This window comes from Pseudomonas sp. DW-iso17 (assembly GCF_058725345.1).
On record NZ_JBZXEA010000032.1, the window covers coordinates 489,869 to 506,894 of the forward strand.

Consider the following 17,026-nt stretch of genomic DNA (forward strand, 5'->3'; position numbering starts at 1 on the left):
TGGCTTTCGCTTAAAACGTACCGGCAAGCGTGAATCAGTAAGCCTTGCCCGTCTTGTAGAAATGCTCGTAGCAGAAGTTGGTCGCTTCGATGTAGCCCTCAGCGCCGCCGCAGTCGAAACGCTGGCCCTTGAACTTGTAGGCAATCACGCAGCCGTCTTTGGCTTGCTTGAGCAGAGCGTCGGTGATCTGGATCTCGCCGCCCTTGCCTGGCTCGGTTTCTTCGATCAGCTTGAAGATGTCCGGCGTGAGTATGTAACGACCGATAATCGCCAGGTTCGATGGCGCGTCTTCCGGTGCTGGTTTCTCGACCATGTCGCGTACGCGGATCAGGCCATCGCCAATATCGTCGCCGGCGATAACACCGTACTTATTGGTTTCGGTCGGGTTGACTTCCATTACCGCAACGATGGTGCAACGGTATTTCTGGTAGAGCTTGACCATCTGGGTCAGCACACCGTCGCCTTCCAGGTTGACGCACAGGTCGTCCGCCAGGACCACGGCGAAGGGTTCATCACCGATCAGCGGGCGGCCGGTAAGGATGGCGTGGCCGAGGCCTTTCATCTGAGTCTGACGGGTGTAGGAGAACGAGCACTCGTCGAGCAGTTTACGGATACCGACCAGGTATTTTTCCTTGTCGGTGCCCTTGATCTGGTTTTCCAGCTCATAGCTGATGTCGAAGTGGTCTTCCAGCGCGCGCTTACCACGACCCGTGACGATGGAGATCTCGTTCAAACCGGCATCCAGTGCCTCTTCCACACCGTACTGAATCAGTGGCTTGTTCACCACTGGCAGCATTTCTTTGGGCATGGCTTTGGTCGCTGGCAAGAAGCGAGTGCCGTAACCGGCTGCTGGGAACAAGCATTTCTTGATCATATGAGTCCTTACAAAGGGCTGTGCGTACGGAATTCGGCGCAGTCTAATCAGGCCGCAGTCACCTTACAATGGGGTCCTGCTGGCGTTGCAATGTCATCATAGAGAAAAAATGTCGGCGTAAGTTCCGCTGATGCTGCATAGCGCATCACCAACGGTCGGCCAGAATCCGACTTGGCCCCTTGTTTAGAAGGGCTGCATTGGTTTTAGCACGCTTTGGCGCCCCTGGCACTGACCCGCAACAACTTGCGCCCCGCCCCGGCATTTGGCGCTATCATGGGCGCCTTGAACCAAGACCACGAGATTGCCAACAGATGTCAGAACCCAAAGGTGTAAACGGCTACCTGATCACGAAGCGAGCGGACGGCTGGCACTTGATCAATTTTCACGGTGACAGCGTTGCCGGCGTATTCGAGACCGAAAGCATGGCGATCGCCGTCGCCGAAGTGTTTGTAGATGAGGCAGGCCATGCATCGAGCAAGCGGCCGAAAACCAAGTAAGCCTCGTTGCACCGCTTTTAAAGCCCCGTTAAGCGGGGCTTTTTTGTTTGTCTGTACCTAGATGGCAGTTCGCTATAACCTTCAACAACGCCACGACAGTGTCAGCGCGCCCTTCCAATACCCTCGATGACGAACCTTTATGAAAAAAATCCTGGCACTGACCGCAGTACTGGCACTCGCCGGCTGCACCACCGCTTCCGACACCTTGCTGAAAAATGGTGAACAAGGTTTGACCATCGACTGCTCGGGTGAGGCCAATTCATGGGCCAGTTGCTACGAAAAGGCGGACGCATCCTGCGCCGGCACCGGTTACCGCATCGTTGGCACCAATGGCACGCCGGCACTCAAGGAAAGCGACAAGACCCTGGGCCAGGACGTGGGCAACTTCAAAGGCCGCAGCGTGGTGGTGGTCTGCAAGTAACGCTGCTACAGGTGCACTTCAGCGAACTTGATCCCCAGGCCACGCAGGGTTTCGATCAAGTCATCCAGGCGAGCAAATGATTCGACCTCATCCTGTTCGTCCACCAGGAAGTAGCTGCGCCCGCCGCTCTTCTTGAAAAACACGATCCACTCGCCCAGATCGGCGGGGTTCTGGATGACATGGGTGGCCGAGATCTGCCCTTCGGCATGGCGGGCTTTGACGTGTTCTCGTTTCATAACGGGCTTTCCAGAAAAACAAATGCCGCTCAAACCCAGGGTTTGAGCAGCATCTTTGTAGTGAATGCCCGACAGTTTAACGGATGCAGGCCGTCCCTGCAGGGTGATGGCTTTTTTTATCGGGTTTGAGGGGTGGGCCTGTGGCTCAACCGGAAATGCACTCTTCCCCTGCCTTCTTCACGTCGCCCGGGCGGATCGGCACATTGGACATGCTTTCATAAAGCTTGATGCTGCTACCGCTGGAGCGGTCTTCAATTTCAAAGATCGCCGACGGGTCTGCCGAGAACTTCTGCGGCACGATCACCTGAATGCCGTCTTTATGGGGCTCGATCTGCGGCGGCCGACGGGTCGCCTCCAATTTGCGCACCACGCACGCCGCATATTCCTGCGGCTTCTTCCCTGAGATGACCACCAATGTTGGCGGGGTCTGCTTGATATCTGCAACCGAAGCACACCCACCTATTGCCAAGGCCAGCACCAACACACTCCACTTCATACAAAAACCTCCGATAAAGACCCTACGACAGCGGGGATGGTAATTTTCTCCCACCAACGTAGGATTTATCTGTGATAACTCGGTAAATAACTGTTTTAAATTGTCGAAGTCGTCGACGACGGCCCGATAATAAACGCGCTGGGGCTGATAAACTCCATCTTAACCTACGTATCGTTCTGATTTTTCAGAAAAAGCCCTTCTGGAGACACCCCATGAAATTCATCCACCAGCGTGAGCACCTCAACGAGGGAGACATTGTCGTCATCGAATGCTCGCAGACCTGCAATATTCGCCTGATGAGCGATGCGAACTTTCGCAGCTTCAAAAATGGCGGCCGCCATACCTACCACGGCGGCGCATTTGATAAATTCCCGGCCAAGATCACCGCGCCCAGCACCGGCTTCTGGAACATCACCCTGGATGTGGTGACCCGTCGCGCCATCAGCGTGACCCGCAAGCCTGCGTTGTCCCACAAGATTCGTATCGTTCGTCGTACCAGCAGCAAGCTGAGCTGACCCGACCACCTGACAGGAAAAAAGCTGTGACCACCACAACCAAATACGTCATCAAGTACAAGCTCAACGGCGAACGCCGCTTTGAATTTGCCCAGTTGCAAAACAACAGCGTCGAAGAAGCCAAGCAAGCCTTGGCAAAAATTCATGATGCCAGCGACGAAATCACCGACATCAACGTGAGCAAGGCGCTGTAAGCCATGCCAGGCCCTACCGCCGATTTGTTTGCCGATGAGGCCCTGCAACAGCCTGCCGGGCGCGAGCAAATTGGCGAAGAGTCGTATGTACTGAGGGGCTATGCCTTGCCCTGGATCGAGCGGTTATTGCCTGAACTGCGGCGTGTCCTGGCTCAATCACCGTTTCGGCAGATGGTCACCCCCGGCGGCTTTACCATGTCGGCGGCGCTGAGCAGTTGCGGCGAGCTGGGCTGGACCACCGACGCCCGTGGCTATCGCTACAGCCCATTCGACCCGCGCAACCAGCAGCCCTGGCCCGCCATGCCCGAGACGTTGCGCCAACTGGCCGTGACAGCGGCAATCGAGGCCGGCTTCAGCGGTTTTCTACCCGATGCCTGCCTGATCAACCGTTACGTACCGGGGGCGAAAATGTCCCTGCACCAAGACAAGAACGAGCGCAACTACAGCGCGCCCGTGGTCTCGGTGTCCCTGGGGCTGCCGGCGATTTTCCTGTTCGGTGGGCATGCGCGCAGCGACAACACCCAAAAGGTCTCGCTGTTTCATGGTGATGTGGTCGTGTGGGGCGGCGTTGATCGCCTGCGCTTTCATGGCGTGATGCCGATCAAAGACGGCCTGCATTCGATCATGGGCCCGCAGCGCATCAACCTGACCTTTCGCACCGCGGGCTAATTTGACCGCAAGCTTCGGAGTGTCGATGACGAGCGGCAGGCTTAATCTGCTCCTGAACCGTCAAGAGTGCAGGCCATGAACAACGAACACGATCCGCGCTGGGCTGCCATTATTGCCCGTGATGCCAAGGCTGACGCCTTGTTTGTCTACGGCGTGAAAACCACCGGCGTGTATTGCCGCCCCAGCAGCGCTTCGCGTTTGCCGCGCCCGGAGAATGTCGAGTTTTTCGACACGCCGGCGCAGGCCGAAGCCGCCGGCTATCGTCCCAGTAAACGCGCTGCCGGCGACCAGACCCAGTTGGCCGCTCACCATGGGCAATTGGTGGCCGAAGCCTGCCGGCAAATCGAACAAGCCGAAACCCCGCCTAGCCTGGACGCGCTCGCCCGATCCGCCGGGCTGAGTCCGTTTCACTTCCACCGCGTATTCAAAGCCAACACCGGGTTGACCCCCAAGGGTTACGCCAGCGCCCTGCGTTCGCGCAGAGTGCGCGACGGCCTCAAGGGCCAGCATTCGGTGACAGACACCCTGTACGACGCGGGCTTTAATTCCAATAGCCGCTTTTATGAAGCCGCCGACCAGGTGCTCGGCATGAAACCGCGAGATTACAAAGGCGGCGGCGCCAATAACACCATCCGCTTTGCCGTTGGCCAGTGCTCGCTGGGGGCGATTCTGGTGGCGCAAAGCCAACGTGGCGTGTGTGCGATTTTATTGGGTGATGATCCGGACAAACTGGTGCGCGACCTGCAAGACCAGTTTCCCAAGGCTGAGTTGATCGGCGCGGATCAGGGGTTCGAACAACTGGTGGCCCAGGTCGTTGGCTTTGTCGAGGCCCCTGCCGTGGGCCTGGATTTGCCCTTGGACCTGCGCGGCACGGCCTTTCAGGAGCGGGCGTGGCAGGCGTTGCGCGAAATCCCTGCGGGCAGCACCGCCAGCTATGCGCAGATTGCCGAGCGTATCGGCGCACCCTCCTCCTTTCGCGCCGTGGCCCAGGCGTGTGGTGCCAACCACCTGGCGGTGGCGATTCCCTGTCATCGCGTGGTGCGCAGCAATGGCGAGCTGTCGGGCTACCGCTGGGGCGTAGAGCGCAAGCGCCAGTTACTTGAGCGCGAAACCCAGCCCCACAAAACGCCGCTCCCGTCCAGTGAATAAAACAGACTGGCCGGGTGCTGATTGCCCTGCTAAAACAGCGAAAAGCCCTACTAACGCTGGAGAAGCAACCCATGAGCACCTGGCCAGACACCCGCATTCTTGACCTGTTGGGCATTGAGGTGCCGATCATCCAGGCGCCGATGGCTGGCGCGACGACCACCGCCATGGTCATCGCCGCTCAGCAAGCCGGTGCCCTGGGCTCCATGCCTGCGGCGGCGCTGAGCCTGGAGCAACTGCGCGAGGCCTTGGCCCTCATTCGCCAGGCCAATCATGCGCCGCTGAACGTCAACTTCTTCTGCCATCAACCGTCCGATGCCGATGAAGCGCGGGATCAGGCTTGGAAGGCCTTGCTGCAACCTTACTACCATGAGCTGGGCGCCGACTTTGATGCGCCAACCCCGGTGTCCAACCGTGCGCCGTTCAATGACGCAGCCTGCCAGGTGGTGGAAGCGTTTCGGCCAGAAGTGGTGAGCTTTCATTTTGGCCTGCCAGAGAAGTCTTTGCTGGACCGGGTAAAAGCCACCGGTGCCAAGGTGCTGTCATCGGCCACCACCGTCGAGGAAGCCGTGTGGCTGGAACAGCACGGCTGCGACGCGATCATCGCCATGGGCATCGAAGCGGGTGGGCACCGTGGCCTGTTTCTCAGCGATGACCTCAATAGCCAGATCGGCTTGATGGCGCTGCTGCCACAGATCGTCGACGCGGTCAGCGTGCCGGTGATTGCTGCGGGCGGAATCGCCGATGCACGCGGCATCGTTGCGGCCTTTGCCCTCGGCGCTTCGGCGGTGCAGATCGGCACGGCGTACCTGTTCACGCCCGAAGCCACTGTAAGCGCCGCCCATCACCATGCGCTGCGCCATGCCCAGGCCAGCGAAACCGCGCTGACCAACCTGTTCACCGGCCGCCCGGCGCGGGGCATCGTCAACCGGGTGATGCGTGAACTCGGCGCAATCAACCCAGCGGCGCCGGCGTTCCCCAAAGCCGGAGGCGCATTAATGCCACTCAAGGCCAAGGATGAAGCCGGTTTCAGCAACCTGTGGGCGGGCCAGGCCCTGAGGCTGGGCAAAAACCTGTCCACCTATGACCTGACCCGCGAATTGGCCGAGCACGCGATAGCCAGATTCACCCGCGACTGACATGAGCAGCAACTTGGTGCTGTACCGGCAATAGCCTACCGCTATATATTCCCATACATAGCGGTAAGCCTTTTTACCTACAACCTGCCGTACACCTTCAAGGAGTTGCTTCATGATGACCCGCGTTTCGCGCCTGGCCCCCCTGCTTGCCGCCTTTGCCTTGGGTACGGCCCATGCCGACGAAGTGCAGGTGGCCGTGGCCGCCAACTTCACTGCCCCGATACAGGCGATTGCCGCCGACTTCGAGAAAGACACCGGCCATAAACTGGTCGCGGCCTACGGTGCCACCGGGCAGTTCTACACCCAGATCAAGAATGGCGCGCCGTTTGAAGTGTTCCTCAGCGCCGATGACACCACCGCGCAAAAACTCGAAAGCGAAGGCGCTACCGTCAAGGGTTCACGCTTCACCTACGCGGTCGGCACCCTGGCGCTGTGGTCGGCCAAAGAAGGCTATGTGGATGCCAACGGTGATGTGCTGAAGAAAAACCAATTCAAGCACTTGTCCATCGCCAACCCCAAAACAGCGCCCTACGGCCTGGCCGCCACCCAGGTACTGGCCAGGGAAGGCTTGACTGACAAGGTCAAGGACAAGCTCGTCGAGGGCCAGAACATCACCCAGGCTTATCAGTTTGTGTCTACCGGCAACGCCGAGCTGGGTTTTGTGGCCTTGTCGCAAATCTACAAAGACGGCAAAGTCACCGGCGGTTCGGCGTGGATTGTTCCGGCCTCCCTGCATGACCCGATCAAACAGGACGCCGTAATCCTCAACAAGGGCAAGGACAGCGCCGCCGCCAAGGCCCTGGTGGACTACCTCAAAGGCCCGAAAGCGGCTGCCGTTATCAAATCCTACGGTTACGAGCTGTAAATGCCCCTGACAAGTGCTGATGTTTCTGCGATCTGGTTGACCCTCAAACTGGCCTCACTGACCACCCTGATCCTGTTGATCATCGGCACACCGATCGCCCTGTGGCTGTCGCGCACCCGTTCCAAGTGGCGCGGCCCCATCGGCGCAGTGGTCGCACTGCCGTTGGTGTTGCCGCCAACGGTCATCGGCTTTTACTTGTTGTTGGCCATGGGGCCCAATGGGTACGTCGGCCAATTCACGCAGTGGCTGGGCCTGGGCACCCTCACCTTCAGTTTCGCCGGGCTGGTGATTGGCTCGGTGATCTACTCCATGCCCTTCGTGGTGCAGCCGTTGCAGAATGCGTTTTCTGCCATCGGCACGCGCCCGCTGGAAGTGGCCGCGACCTTGCGCGCCAACCCGTGGGACACGTTTTTCACGGTGATCCTGCCGCTGGCACGCCCTGGGTTTATCACCGCCTCGATTCTGGGCTTCGCCCATACCGTTGGTGAGTTCGGCGTGGTGCTGATGATCGGCGGCAATATCCCGGACAAGACCCGTGTCGTCTCGGTGCAAATCTACGACCACGTCGAAGCCATGGAATATGCCCAGGCCCATTGGCTGGCTGGGGCCATGGTGGTATTCGCCTTCCTCGTGTTGCTGGTGCTCTATTCCAGCCGTAAAACCAAGATGGGCTGGAGTTGATCGCGATGATGGATATACGCCTGCACCTGAAATACTCCGCCTTCGCACTGGATGTGGACCTGCAATTGCCCGGCCGTGGCGTGAGCGCGCTGTACGGACATTCCGGTTCAGGCAAGACCACCTGCCTGCGCTGCATCGCCGGTCTGGAACGCGCCGAACACGGTTTTGTGCAAATCAACGACGAGGTGTGGCAAGACAGCCGCAAAGGGCTGTTTGTGCCGCCGCATAAACGCGCCCTGGGCTATGTGTTCCAAGAGGCGAGCCTGTTTCCTCACCTGTCGGTGCTCGCCAATCTGGAGTTCGGCCTCAAACGTATCCCACGCCCGCAACGGCGCGTGGACATGGCCCAGGCCACCGAACTGTTGGGTATCGGGCACTTGCTTGAGCGTCATCCGCAACACTTGTCCGGCGGCGAGCGCCAGCGCATCGGCATCGCCCGCGCCTTGCTCACCAGCCCCAAGTTGTTGTTGATGGATGAACCGCTGGCGGCCCTGGACAGCCAGCGCAAAAGCGAGATATTGCCTTACCTGGAACGCCTGCACGACGAGCTGGATATCCCGGTGCTCTACGTCAGCCATGCCCAGGACGAAGTGGCGCGACTGGCCGACCATATCGTCCTGCTCAGCGACGGCAAGGCCCTGGCCAGTGGCCCGATCGGCGAGACCCTGGCGCGCCTCGACCTGCCCTTGGCGCTGGGCGACGATGCCGGCGTGGTGATCGCCGGCAGCGTCGTTGCCTACGACGCGCACTATCAGTTGCTCACTCTGCAGTTGCCCGATTGCCCGTTGCAGATGCGCGTGGCCCATGTCCCGCTGGCGGTGGGCAACCCGCTGCGGGTCAAGGTCCAGGCGCGGGATGTAAGCCTGAGCCTGCAGGCCCAAGAACACAGCAGCATCCTCAACCGCTTGCCGGTGACCGTCACCCAGACTATCGGCGCGGACAACAGCGCCCATGTGCTGGTGCGCCTGGACGCCGGCGGCACGCCGTTACTGGCGCGCATCACGCGCTTCTCCCGCGACCAATTGCAACTGCATCCGGGCCAGACGTTGTGGGCGCAAATCAAGGCGGTGGCCGTACTGGCTTAAGCATTTGGCACGACCGCAGGGCGCTGCGGTCAATCAGACATACCGGCCTGATTTGTTGCCAAGGAACCCGCCCCATGCCTGACTCTTCGTTACCCGCCGACCTGCCTCGCGACCTGCATTATGTGGATGACACCCAGCCCGGCATCCGCCGTAAAAAAGTGCGAGGCAAGTTCCAGTATCTGAACGCCAAAGGCGAGCGCATTACCGACGCGGACGAAATCAAACGCCTGAACGCCTTGGCGGTGCCACCCGCCTACACCGATGTGTGGATCTGCGCCGACCCTCGCGGCCACCTGCAAGCCACCGGCCGCGACGCCCGTGGCCGTAAGCAGTACCGTTACCACCCACGCTGGCGCGAGGTGCGCGACAGCGACAAGTACTCGCGCTTACAGGCTTTTGGCGCCGCTTTGCCCAGATTGCGCAAACAGCTCGAAGCACAAATCGCCGAGCCGGGGTTTACCCGCGAAAAGGTGTTGGCCACGGTGGTGATGTTGCTGGACGCCACGCTGATCCGCGTCGGCAATACCCAATATGCCCGTGAAAACAAATCCTACGGCCTGACCACCTTGCGCAACCGCCATGTGGACATCAAGGGCAGCGAGATCCAGTTCCAGTTTCGTGGCAAGAGTGGCGTGGAGCACCAAGTCAGCGTCAAGGATCGGCGCCTGGCCCGGGTGGTCAAGCGTTGCATGGAATTGCCAGGGCAAAACCTGTTCCAGTACCTGGACGAAGACGGTGAGCGGCATACCGTCAGCTCCCAGGACGTCAACGACTACCTGCACCGCCTGACCGGCGAAGACTTTACCGCCAAGGACTACCGCACCTGGGCCGGCACAGCAATGGCGCTGGCGGTGTTGCGCGAGTTGGCGTGGCAGCCCGAATCGGACGCCAAGCGGCATGTGGTGGCGATGGTCAAGGATGTCGCCCGGCAGCTGGGCAACACGCCGGCGGTGTGCCGCAAGTGCTATATCCACCCGGCGGTGCTTGAGCATTTCAGCCTCGGTGAACTGTCGAAGCTGCCCAAGCCGCGAGTGCGTAAAGGCCTGAAAGCCGAAGAAGTCGCGCTGGCAATGTTCCTGGAAAAACTGGCCGAAGACTTGCCGCACAAAGTTAAGGTGGGTTAGGCTCTGCCTCCCTTCTGACTCACGGGATGACCGCCGACGTGAACAACTAAGCCTTCCAAAATGTATCTGCAACGAGCCGCCTGGCGCGCTTGTTGGCCTGTTCGACATTTTTTTGGAGGTGCTGATGACTGACGTCAAACGGCTGCCCGCACTTGTTTCCCTGCAACACCTGTCTTTCCAGTTCGCCAATGGCGAAACCTTGCTGGCCGACGTGAACCTGTCCATTGATCAAACGCCTACCGGTATCGTCGGGCGCAATGGACGGGGCAAAAGTATCCTGGCCAAGTTGATGGCCGGCGTGCTGCTGCCCTCCTGCGGGACGTTGAAAAAACCGGCCCATGTTGCCTATGTGCCCCAGGCCATCACGGCTCAACCAGGGCAAACCATCGCCGATATCACCGCAACTGCCGCGGCCTTGGCTGCCCTTGAGCGAATGGGCCAGGGCGATGCACGCCTCGGTGACCTGGAACTGATCGACGATCGCTGGGACCTCGCCGAACGCCTGCGTCAGGCACTGGATGCAGCGGGTTTGCAGACTCTCAGTGGCAGTACCCCGGCCGATCAACTCAGCGGCGGCCAACTTGCCAGGGTCGCGCTGATCGGGGCGTTGTTGGCGGCGCCGCAGTTGCTGATTCTGGATGAGCCCAGCAACCATCTTGATGCTGACGGGCGCGACTGGCTGTTGCGTGTGTTGCGCGATTGGCGCGGTGGCCTGGTGGTGGTCAGCCATGATCGACAGTTGCTCAATGCCATGGGCCGCATCATCGAGCTGTCGCCCCTGGGCATTCAAGTGTATGGCGGCAACTACGATGCCTATCGCCAGCAACGCGACACTCATCAGCAGGCCGCGATTGCTGCGTGGGAACAGGCGCGTCTGGCCCGCAGCCGCGAGCGTCGGCGCCTGCAAAAAGATCACGACGACCTGCAGCGCCACGCCGCACGCGCACGTAAACAGGCCGAGACCGCAAACGTCGACCGTTTTACCAAGGCCCGCTGGAAAAGCGCAGCCAAGGAGATTGTCAGCACGGTACGCAGTGCCCATCACGAACACAAAAACCAACTCGACGCCCAAGTGCGCCAAGCTTACGAGCGCGTGGCGGATGAGACGCCCACACTGCTCGCATTACCAGGCTCAACCGTCCCGAATGGCCGCCAGGTGCTGGTGCTGGAACAGGCGCAATTACCCTGGCTTGATCCCCAAGCACCCGCCAGCTACCTGACGCTCAACCTGACAGGCCCGGCTCGCGTTGCCGTACGTGGGCCGAACGGTTGCGGCAAATCGACCTTGCTCAAAGTGCTAGCCGGCCACTGGCAGGCGGTCAGTGGCGAGTGCAGCGTCGCGGTGCCCAGCGCCTATATCGATCAGCACCTGGCGCTGCTGGACGACCGTCGCAGCCTTGTCGAGCAACTCAACCTGCTCGACACGCCCCTGGCCGAAGCCGAACTGCGCACACGTCTGGCGTTGTTGCAGTTGGACGCGCTGCGGGTTACGCAGCCGGCAGGGCAACTCAGCGGCGGCGAGCGCTTGAAAGCCGCGATGGCCGTAGCCTTGTGGCGTGAGACACCGGCGCAATTACTGTTATTGGATGAAACCACCAATCACCTGGACCTGGAGTCGGTGCTGGCGTTTGAGCAGGCATTGAAGGGGTTTGCCGGCGCGCTGCTGGCCGTATCACACGATGAGGCATTCTTGCAGGCGATCGAGCCGACTCACCATCTGACGTGGCACGCCACCGGCTGGCAACTGGAGCGTGTCTGAGGTTATTGCGCAGACAGGCAAAGCGTCCTACGGTAGTGGCCGGATAATCTCACCGAGGAAACCGGCCCCATGCTGCCTTCGTCTCGCAAGCTTTACACCAATGCCACGCTCGCCCATCGACAGCGCTGGCGCGGGCGGGTGGGCTTGATGCTGGTGGCTTGTCTGTCGGTGCTGGCGGGTATGACCGATGCCATCGGCTTTATGGCCAGCGGCGATTTCGTCTCGTTCATGAGCGGTAACACCACGCGCCTGGCGGTGGCCATCAGTGCGGGCGACCTGGGGCTCACGGGGCGGCTGGTGCTCCTGGTCGCCACCTTCGTGGTCGGTAATGCCTTGGGCGTGCTGGTCAGCCGTTTCAGCAAGCGCCATGCGTTGCCCTTATTGCTGTGCATCGGCGCCTTGCTCTGTGCTGCGGCGTTGTGGCCATCGACCGATACCTTGCCCGCGTTGCTCGCAGCGATCATTGCCATGGGCATGCTCAATGCGGCCGTCGAAGAGGTGAACGGGTTACCGGTGGGGCTGACCTACGTCACCGGAGCGCTGTCACGCTTTGGTCGCGGGCTGGGCCGTTGGTTATTGGGCGAGCGCCGCAATGGCTGGCGCGTGCAATTGATTCCGTGGGGCGGAATGTTCATTGGCGCTGTGATCGGTGCACTGCTGGAACAGCAGATGGGCCTGCGCGCATTGTGGGTCAGTGGTGCGTTGGCTGGGGCCTTGGGGGTGGCGACACTGTTGATTCCGCGACGCTGGCACTTGGGTTTCATGCCCCGTTGAGGTGGGGTTGAGGAGCTCGTTCGACGTTTAAGCCTCGACATCCGTGTACCGGTAAAGAGCCATCACGTCGAACGAGCGAGTGAATCATAAGCCAATGCCCGGCGGCTGTCCCGCCAGGCGTTTCGGAATATGACTAAGGCAACCGACTTACAGACAAGTGGCCAGTGCTGCCAGGCGACGTTTGGCTGGCATCGTGTCCTGAGCGGCGTAGTAGTTGACCGTAGAACCCGCGCCGGTGCTGAGTACATCGACAAAGTAATCGCCACCGGTGGTGTACACCGTAAAACCACCCGCCTCGGTCGCTTCCTTGAAGCCGCCGGCATCGATGCCGAACACGCTTTCATCCTGCCAACCGAACTGGATGCATTGGGCAACCACCAGAGTGGCCTTGTCCGATGCCAGGGTCTTGTAGGGGCTGCCTGCGCGCGCCTCTTTCATCTTGGAACCTGCACAACCGGCCAGTGCCGCCAGTATCAATGCGCCTATTACCACTTTGTGCATGCCATTGCTTCCTTGGAAAAACCGTGACTCTACCACTGTGCGAAAGCCAACTGACGCGCCCGTGAACTTTGTTTCACTGTGAAAGGCAAACACGCCGCCTATAGTGGCCAGGCTCATTTTTTGGAAGTCTCCCTTCTGCCCGCCACCCCGCGGGCTTTTTTTGCCTGGGTATCAAAACCACCAACGGAACAGATAGAACAGCGCCATGCTCAATAGCACGGTGGTCAATACGCTGCGCGTCCAATACATCAACGCCACGGCGCAGATGCCGGCCAGCAGGTAAGGGTTGCTCGGGCTCAGGTTAAGCCGATGGTCAGCCAGAAAAATAATCGGCCCGCAGATCGCCGTGAGCATGCCCGGCACGGCGAAGCCCAAAAATTCACGCGCGCCGCGATTGAGCCGTACCGGCAAGCGTGGCTCGATAAACAGGTAACGGTTGAAGAACACCACCAGGCCCATGGCCACAATCATCAGGTAAATCATCGTTGCCCCACTCCCAGCCGTTTACAAGCAAACCCCGCGCTCATCCCCAACACACCCGAGACCACCACCGCCGACTCCCAGTGCAGATAACTCAACCAGACCGAGCTCAGCAGTGCCACGGCAACGCATACCACCGTGGGCACGTCGCGCACCACGGGGGTGATCAAGGCGATAAAGGTGGCGGCAATCGAAAACTCCAGCCCCAATTGATCAAGGCCGGGAATGCTCTTGCCCAGCACAATGCCGGCGAGGGTGAAGAGGTTCCAGATCAGGTAAAACGTCAGGCCGACGCCCAGGGCGTACCAGCGATTGAAGGTCTGGCGGTCATAGTGGTTGACCAGGGCAAAGAATTCATCGGTCAACAAAAACCCCAGGCTCATGCGCCAGCGGGTGTTGAGCGAAGACAGTGTGGGACGCATATGCATGCCATAGAGCAGGTGCTGGGAGGTCAGTAGCAAGGTGGTCAGCACGATGGAAATCAGGCTGGCACCACTCTTGACCATGCCGATGGCCACCAGTTGTGCGGCACCGGCAAACACAATGGCAGACAAGCCTTGGGCTTGCAGCGGGGTAAATTGCGCGTCGATGGCCATGGAGCCGGCCAGCAACCCCCAGGGCGCACAGGCCAGGGATAAGGGAATGACGGCGATGGCGCCGCGGGTGAAGGCGTAATGAGGCAATGCAGTGGGCATGGAAAACGGCTCATCGACAGACAGTCGACAAGCATGCCAGCACGAACGAAGGCTTGTCTTGAACGATCTTGCTCAGGCGAGCTTGACTGATACCTGCTCCACCGAATCCCGCGCTTCGCGCAATTCATACGCATCCTGGTTCAGCCGGTGGATGGTATTGAGCAGGCGCTGGCGCAGCACTTCATCGCCGAGTTTTTCCACGGCGCGCATCAGGTCAAAGGCCGCGGTTTCGTTATTTTCCGCGACGGAATCCAGGGTCTTGCGCAGGTTGCGGGTGGCTCGGGTCACGCGGGGTCTTCCTTCATCAGCAATGGGCAGGCACGTTAGGACATTTGTGTTTCATTTTAATTTCAAACAGTTGTGGCGGTTTCAAAGGCCTTTGATCCATATCAATTGAAACAAGATTTGACCTATATATATGGAAATACGTATATTCGAATATATTCACTTGAAAAGTCCTTGATCATGTCAGACCTCCTCATCCCGACCGCCCTGTTCAAGTGCCTGGCCGATGCCACCCGTGCACGGGTGACCTTACTGATCCTGCGCGAAGGCGAACTTTGTGTGTGTGAGTTGATCCATGCCTTGGACGACAGCCAGCCAAAAATCTCCCGTCATCTCGCGCAATTGCGTAGTTGCGGGCTGCTGGTGGACCGACGTCAAGGGCAATGGATCTACTACCGCATCAATCCGGCACTGCCCGCCTGGGTTACTCAGGTGCTGGACACCACTCTGCAAGCCAACCAGCCATGGTTGCAGGATGACGCACTGCGTCTGAACGCAATGGGCGACAGACCACAACGGGCCAGCACCTGCTGCTGAGCCATCGGAGCTTTTATTCATGCTTGTCGCAATTGCGATTTTCCTCGTCACCATCGTGCTGGTCATCTGGCAACCCAAGGGTCTGGGCGTCGGCTGGAGTGCCACACTGGGGGCGATCCTGGCGCTGGCCTGTGGGGTGATCAGCCTGGCGGACATCCCAGTGGTGTGGCACATCATCTGGAACGCCACCGGTACTTTTGTCGCGCTGATCATCATCAGCCTGTTGCTGGACGAAGCCGGCTTCTTCGCCTGGACGGCCCTGCATGTGGCGCGCTGGGGCCGTGGCCGCGGCCGGCGGTTGTTTGCCTATATGGTGTTGCTGGGTGCGCTGGTATCGGCGCTGTTTGCCAACGACGGTGCGGCGTTGATCCTGACGCCTATCGTGATGTCGATGCTGTTGGCCTTGCGCTTTTCCCCGGCGGCGACCCTGGCCTTCGTCATGGGCGCCGGGTTTATCGCCGATACGGCGAGCCTGCCGTTGGTGGTGTCGAACCTGGTGAATATCGTTTCGGCGGACTATTTCAAGATCGGCTTCAACGAATATGCTGCCGTGATGGTGCCGGTGAACCTGGTCAGCGTGGCCGCGACCCTGGCAGTGCTGCTGTGGTTTTTTCGCCGGGACATTCCCCAAACCTACGACCCGGCTGACCTGGAAGACCCCAGCAGTGCCATCCATGACCCTGCGACGTTCCGCGCCGGTTGGTGGGTACTGGGTATTCTGCTCATCGGCTGTTTCGCCTTGGAGCCTCTGGGTATTCCCATCAGTGCGATTTCCGCCGTCTGCGCCGTGCTGCTGCTGGTGATTGCCGCCAAGGGCCATAAGATTTCCACGCGCAAAGTCCTCAAGGAAGCGCCTTGGCAGATCGTGATTTTTTCCTTGGGCATGTACCTGGTGGTGTATGGCCTGCGTAACGCCGGCCTGACCGACTACCTGGCCACCTGGCTCGACACCTTCGCCACCTATGGTGTGTGGGGCGCGGCCATGGGCACCGGGTTGCTGACGGCGCTGCTCTCATCGGCGATGAATAACCTGCCGACGGTACTGATTGGCGCATTGTCCATCGAGTCCAGCCATGCTGTGGGCGTGGTCAAGGACGCGATGATCTACGCCAACGTGATTGGCAGCGACCTGGGCCCGAAAATCACCCCCATAGGCAGCTTGGCCACTTTGCTGTGGCTGCATATCCTGGCGCGCAAAGGCATCACTATCACCTGGGGTTACTACTTCAAGGTCGGGATCGTGCTGACCTTGCCCGTGCTGCTGATCACCCTGGCCGCCCTCGCCTTGCGCTTGAGTTTCTAAAGGAACGCGCCATGAAAGTCCTGTTCATGTGTACCGCCAACAGTTGCCGCAGCATCTTGTCCGAAGCGATGTTCAATCACCTGGCGCCAGAGGGTTTCGAGGCGGTCAGCTCGGGCAGTTTTCCCAAGGGCCAGGTGTTGCCCCGTAGCCTGAGCACGCTGCAGGCGGCGGGCATCAACATCGAAGGTTTGTACAGCAAGGGCAATGACGCCTTTCAAGGCTGCCCGCCGGATGTGGTCATCACCGTGTGCGATAAAGCAGCCGGTGAAGCGTGCCCGGTGTATTTTGGCCCGGCGGTGAAGGCCCATTGGGGCTTGGAAGACCCCTCCGAGATGCAGGGTGATGAGGCGCAAGTAGAGGCAGCATTCAAGGCCACCCTCGACATTATCACCGCACGCTGCGAAGCGTTTTTTGCGCTGCCCTTTGCACGTCTATCGCCGGATGAATTGAAGGCTGCAGTCGACCGCATTGCCTCAACACCGCATCCTTTTTAGGAACGAGCTTGCTCACTCCTACAGGGTCCTGTGACAGGCGCTGACTCTGTGGGCAATGCATGACCAGTGTGGGAGCTGGCTTGCCTGCGAAAGCGTTGGTTCAGTAAAAGATTCAGTGGCTGACACACCGCCATCGCGGGCAAGCCCGCTCCCACAGGGGATCTGCGCCGGGCGTTGATTCTGTGGGCAGTACATAACCAATGTGGGAGCTGGCTTGCCTGCGAAAGCGTTGGTTCAGTAAAAGATTCAGTGGCTG

The 17,026-nt window shown here is 59.8% G+C and carries 23 protein-coding genes; 16 read left to right on the forward strand and 7 right to left on the reverse strand.

Annotated elements, in window-relative coordinates:
* Positions 1 to 34: 34 nt before the first annotated feature.
* On the reverse strand, positions 35 to 874 hold the full coding sequence (gene galU, locus AC4PS6_RS20315) for a UTP--glucose-1-phosphate uridylyltransferase GalU (RefSeq protein ID WP_003173830.1): 840 nt from the start codon (positions 872 to 874) through the stop codon (positions 35 to 37).
* Positions 875 to 1,185: 311 nt separating this feature from the next.
* Between galU and AC4PS6_RS20320 the strand changes: the two genes are divergently transcribed.
* Positions 1,186 to 1,371 carry a hypothetical protein gene (locus tag AC4PS6_RS20320; protein WP_003191311.1) on the forward strand — a complete coding sequence of 62 codons (186 nt, stop codon included), beginning with the start codon at positions 1,186 to 1,188 and terminating at the stop codon, positions 1,369 to 1,371.
* A 139-nt stretch (positions 1,372 to 1,510) separates the two neighbouring features.
* The gene (locus tag AC4PS6_RS20325; RefSeq protein ID WP_003191312.1) at positions 1,511 to 1,792 is read left to right on the forward strand and encodes a hypothetical protein; all 282 of its coding nucleotides are present in this window, start codon (positions 1,511 to 1,513) and stop codon (positions 1,790 to 1,792) included.
* Between the two features lie 5 nt (positions 1,793 to 1,797).
* Here AC4PS6_RS20325 and AC4PS6_RS20330 read toward each other — a convergent pair whose 3' ends face one another.
* Both AC4PS6_RS20330 and AC4PS6_RS20335 read right to left on the reverse strand, forming a co-directional pair.
* The gene (locus AC4PS6_RS20330) at positions 1,798 to 2,028 is read right to left on the reverse strand and encodes a hypothetical protein (RefSeq protein WP_003191314.1); all 231 of its coding nucleotides are present in this window, start codon (positions 2,026 to 2,028) and stop codon (positions 1,798 to 1,800) included.
* A 145-nt stretch (positions 2,029 to 2,173) separates the two neighbouring features.
* Positions 2,174 to 2,524, reverse strand: a complete 351-nt coding sequence (locus AC4PS6_RS20335; RefSeq protein ID WP_003191317.1) for a hypothetical protein — start codon at positions 2,522 to 2,524, stop codon at positions 2,174 to 2,176.
* A gap of 212 nt (positions 2,525 to 2,736) precedes the next feature.
* Here AC4PS6_RS20335 and AC4PS6_RS20340 point away from each other — a divergent pair, with 212 nt between their 5' ends.
* From AC4PS6_RS20340 to AC4PS6_RS20390, 11 genes are all read left to right on the forward strand, one after another.
* Positions 2,737 to 3,039, forward strand: coding sequence for a DUF1883 domain-containing protein (locus tag AC4PS6_RS20340; RefSeq protein WP_003191319.1), 303 nt, complete (start codon positions 2,737 to 2,739; stop codon positions 3,037 to 3,039).
* Between the two features lie 26 nt (positions 3,040 to 3,065).
* Positions 3,066 to 3,233 (forward strand): hypothetical protein, encoded by a 168-nt coding sequence (locus AC4PS6_RS20345; protein WP_014718516.1) that lies wholly within the window; start codon positions 3,066 to 3,068, stop codon positions 3,231 to 3,233.
* A 3-nt stretch (positions 3,234 to 3,236) separates the two neighbouring features.
* Entirely contained in the window at positions 3,237 to 3,902 is a 666-nt protein-coding gene (alkB, locus tag AC4PS6_RS20350) for a DNA oxidative demethylase AlkB (protein WP_020302754.1), read from the forward strand.
* A 75-nt stretch (positions 3,903 to 3,977) separates the two neighbouring features.
* Positions 3,978 to 5,051 carry a bifunctional DNA-binding transcriptional regulator/O6-methylguanine-DNA methyltransferase Ada gene (gene ada / locus AC4PS6_RS20355; RefSeq protein ID WP_336826632.1) on the forward strand — a complete coding sequence of 358 codons (1,074 nt, stop codon included), beginning with the start codon at positions 3,978 to 3,980 and terminating at the stop codon, positions 5,049 to 5,051.
* 71 nt (positions 5,052 to 5,122) lie between these two features.
* Positions 5,123 to 6,187, forward strand: a complete 1,065-nt coding sequence (locus AC4PS6_RS20360) for an NAD(P)H-dependent flavin oxidoreductase (protein WP_014718519.1) — start codon at positions 5,123 to 5,125, stop codon at positions 6,185 to 6,187.
* 112 nt (positions 6,188 to 6,299) lie between these two features.
* Positions 6,300 to 7,052: a molybdate ABC transporter substrate-binding protein gene (gene modA, locus AC4PS6_RS20365; protein ID WP_032903034.1), complete on the forward strand. Its 753-nt coding sequence runs from the start codon at positions 6,300 to 6,302 to the stop codon at positions 7,050 to 7,052.
* The gene (modB, locus tag AC4PS6_RS20370) at positions 7,053 to 7,733 is read left to right on the forward strand and encodes a molybdate ABC transporter permease subunit (protein ID WP_019817081.1); all 681 of its coding nucleotides are present in this window, start codon (positions 7,053 to 7,055) and stop codon (positions 7,731 to 7,733) included. It abuts the gene before it with no gap.
* A 5-nt stretch (positions 7,734 to 7,738) separates the two neighbouring features.
* Positions 7,739 to 8,818 (forward strand): molybdenum ABC transporter ATP-binding protein, encoded by a 1,080-nt coding sequence (gene modC / locus AC4PS6_RS20375; RefSeq protein WP_020302752.1) that lies wholly within the window; start codon positions 7,739 to 7,741, stop codon positions 8,816 to 8,818.
* 74 nt (positions 8,819 to 8,892) lie between these two features.
* On the forward strand, positions 8,893 to 9,942 hold the full coding sequence (locus AC4PS6_RS20380) for a DNA topoisomerase IB (RefSeq protein ID WP_020302751.1): 1,050 nt from the start codon (positions 8,893 to 8,895) through the stop codon (positions 9,940 to 9,942).
* Between the two features lie 124 nt (positions 9,943 to 10,066).
* The gene (locus tag AC4PS6_RS20385; RefSeq protein WP_336826637.1) at positions 10,067 to 11,701 is read left to right on the forward strand and encodes an ATP-binding cassette domain-containing protein; all 1,635 of its coding nucleotides are present in this window, start codon (positions 10,067 to 10,069) and stop codon (positions 11,699 to 11,701) included.
* 69 nt (positions 11,702 to 11,770) lie between these two features.
* Complete coding sequence (locus AC4PS6_RS20390) at positions 11,771 to 12,475, forward strand: YoaK family protein (RefSeq protein WP_336826639.1); 705 nt, start codon at positions 11,771 to 11,773, stop codon at positions 12,473 to 12,475.
* A gap of 147 nt (positions 12,476 to 12,622) precedes the next feature.
* On the opposite strand, the gene AC4PS6_RS20395 is transcribed toward AC4PS6_RS20390, so the two are convergent.
* From AC4PS6_RS20395 to AC4PS6_RS20410, 4 genes are all read right to left on the reverse strand, one after another.
* On the reverse strand, positions 12,623 to 12,976 hold the full coding sequence (locus AC4PS6_RS20395) for a hypothetical protein (protein WP_032903026.1): 354 nt from the start codon (positions 12,974 to 12,976) through the stop codon (positions 12,623 to 12,625).
* A gap of 171 nt (positions 12,977 to 13,147) precedes the next feature.
* Entirely contained in the window at positions 13,148 to 13,459 is a 312-nt protein-coding gene (locus tag AC4PS6_RS20400) for an AzlD domain-containing protein (RefSeq protein ID WP_014718527.1), read from the reverse strand.
* On the reverse strand, positions 13,456 to 14,151 hold the full coding sequence (locus tag AC4PS6_RS20405; RefSeq protein WP_014718528.1) for an AzlC family ABC transporter permease: 696 nt from the start codon (positions 14,149 to 14,151) through the stop codon (positions 13,456 to 13,458). Before AC4PS6_RS20405 ends, AC4PS6_RS20400 begins: the two co-directional genes overlap by 4 nt.
* Before the next feature lie 72 nt (positions 14,152 to 14,223).
* Positions 14,224 to 14,439 carry a hypothetical protein gene (locus AC4PS6_RS20410; RefSeq protein WP_003191339.1) on the reverse strand — a complete coding sequence of 72 codons (216 nt, stop codon included), beginning with the start codon at positions 14,437 to 14,439 and terminating at the stop codon, positions 14,224 to 14,226.
* A 177-nt stretch (positions 14,440 to 14,616) separates the two neighbouring features.
* Between AC4PS6_RS20410 and AC4PS6_RS20415 the strand changes: the two genes are divergently transcribed.
* From AC4PS6_RS20415 to AC4PS6_RS20425, 3 genes are read left to right on the forward strand one after another with little or no spacing between them, the layout of a single operon-like run.
* Complete coding sequence (locus AC4PS6_RS20415) at positions 14,617 to 14,973, forward strand: metalloregulator ArsR/SmtB family transcription factor (RefSeq protein WP_014718529.1); 357 nt, start codon at positions 14,617 to 14,619, stop codon at positions 14,971 to 14,973.
* A 19-nt stretch (positions 14,974 to 14,992) separates the two neighbouring features.
* Positions 14,993 to 16,276, forward strand: coding sequence for an arsenic transporter (locus AC4PS6_RS20420; RefSeq protein ID WP_014718530.1), 1,284 nt, complete (start codon positions 14,993 to 14,995; stop codon positions 16,274 to 16,276).
* Between the two features lie 11 nt (positions 16,277 to 16,287).
* Positions 16,288 to 16,770, forward strand: coding sequence for an arsenate reductase ArsC (locus tag AC4PS6_RS20425; RefSeq protein WP_336826643.1), 483 nt, complete (start codon positions 16,288 to 16,290; stop codon positions 16,768 to 16,770).
* Positions 16,771 to 17,026 lie beyond the last annotated feature (256 nt).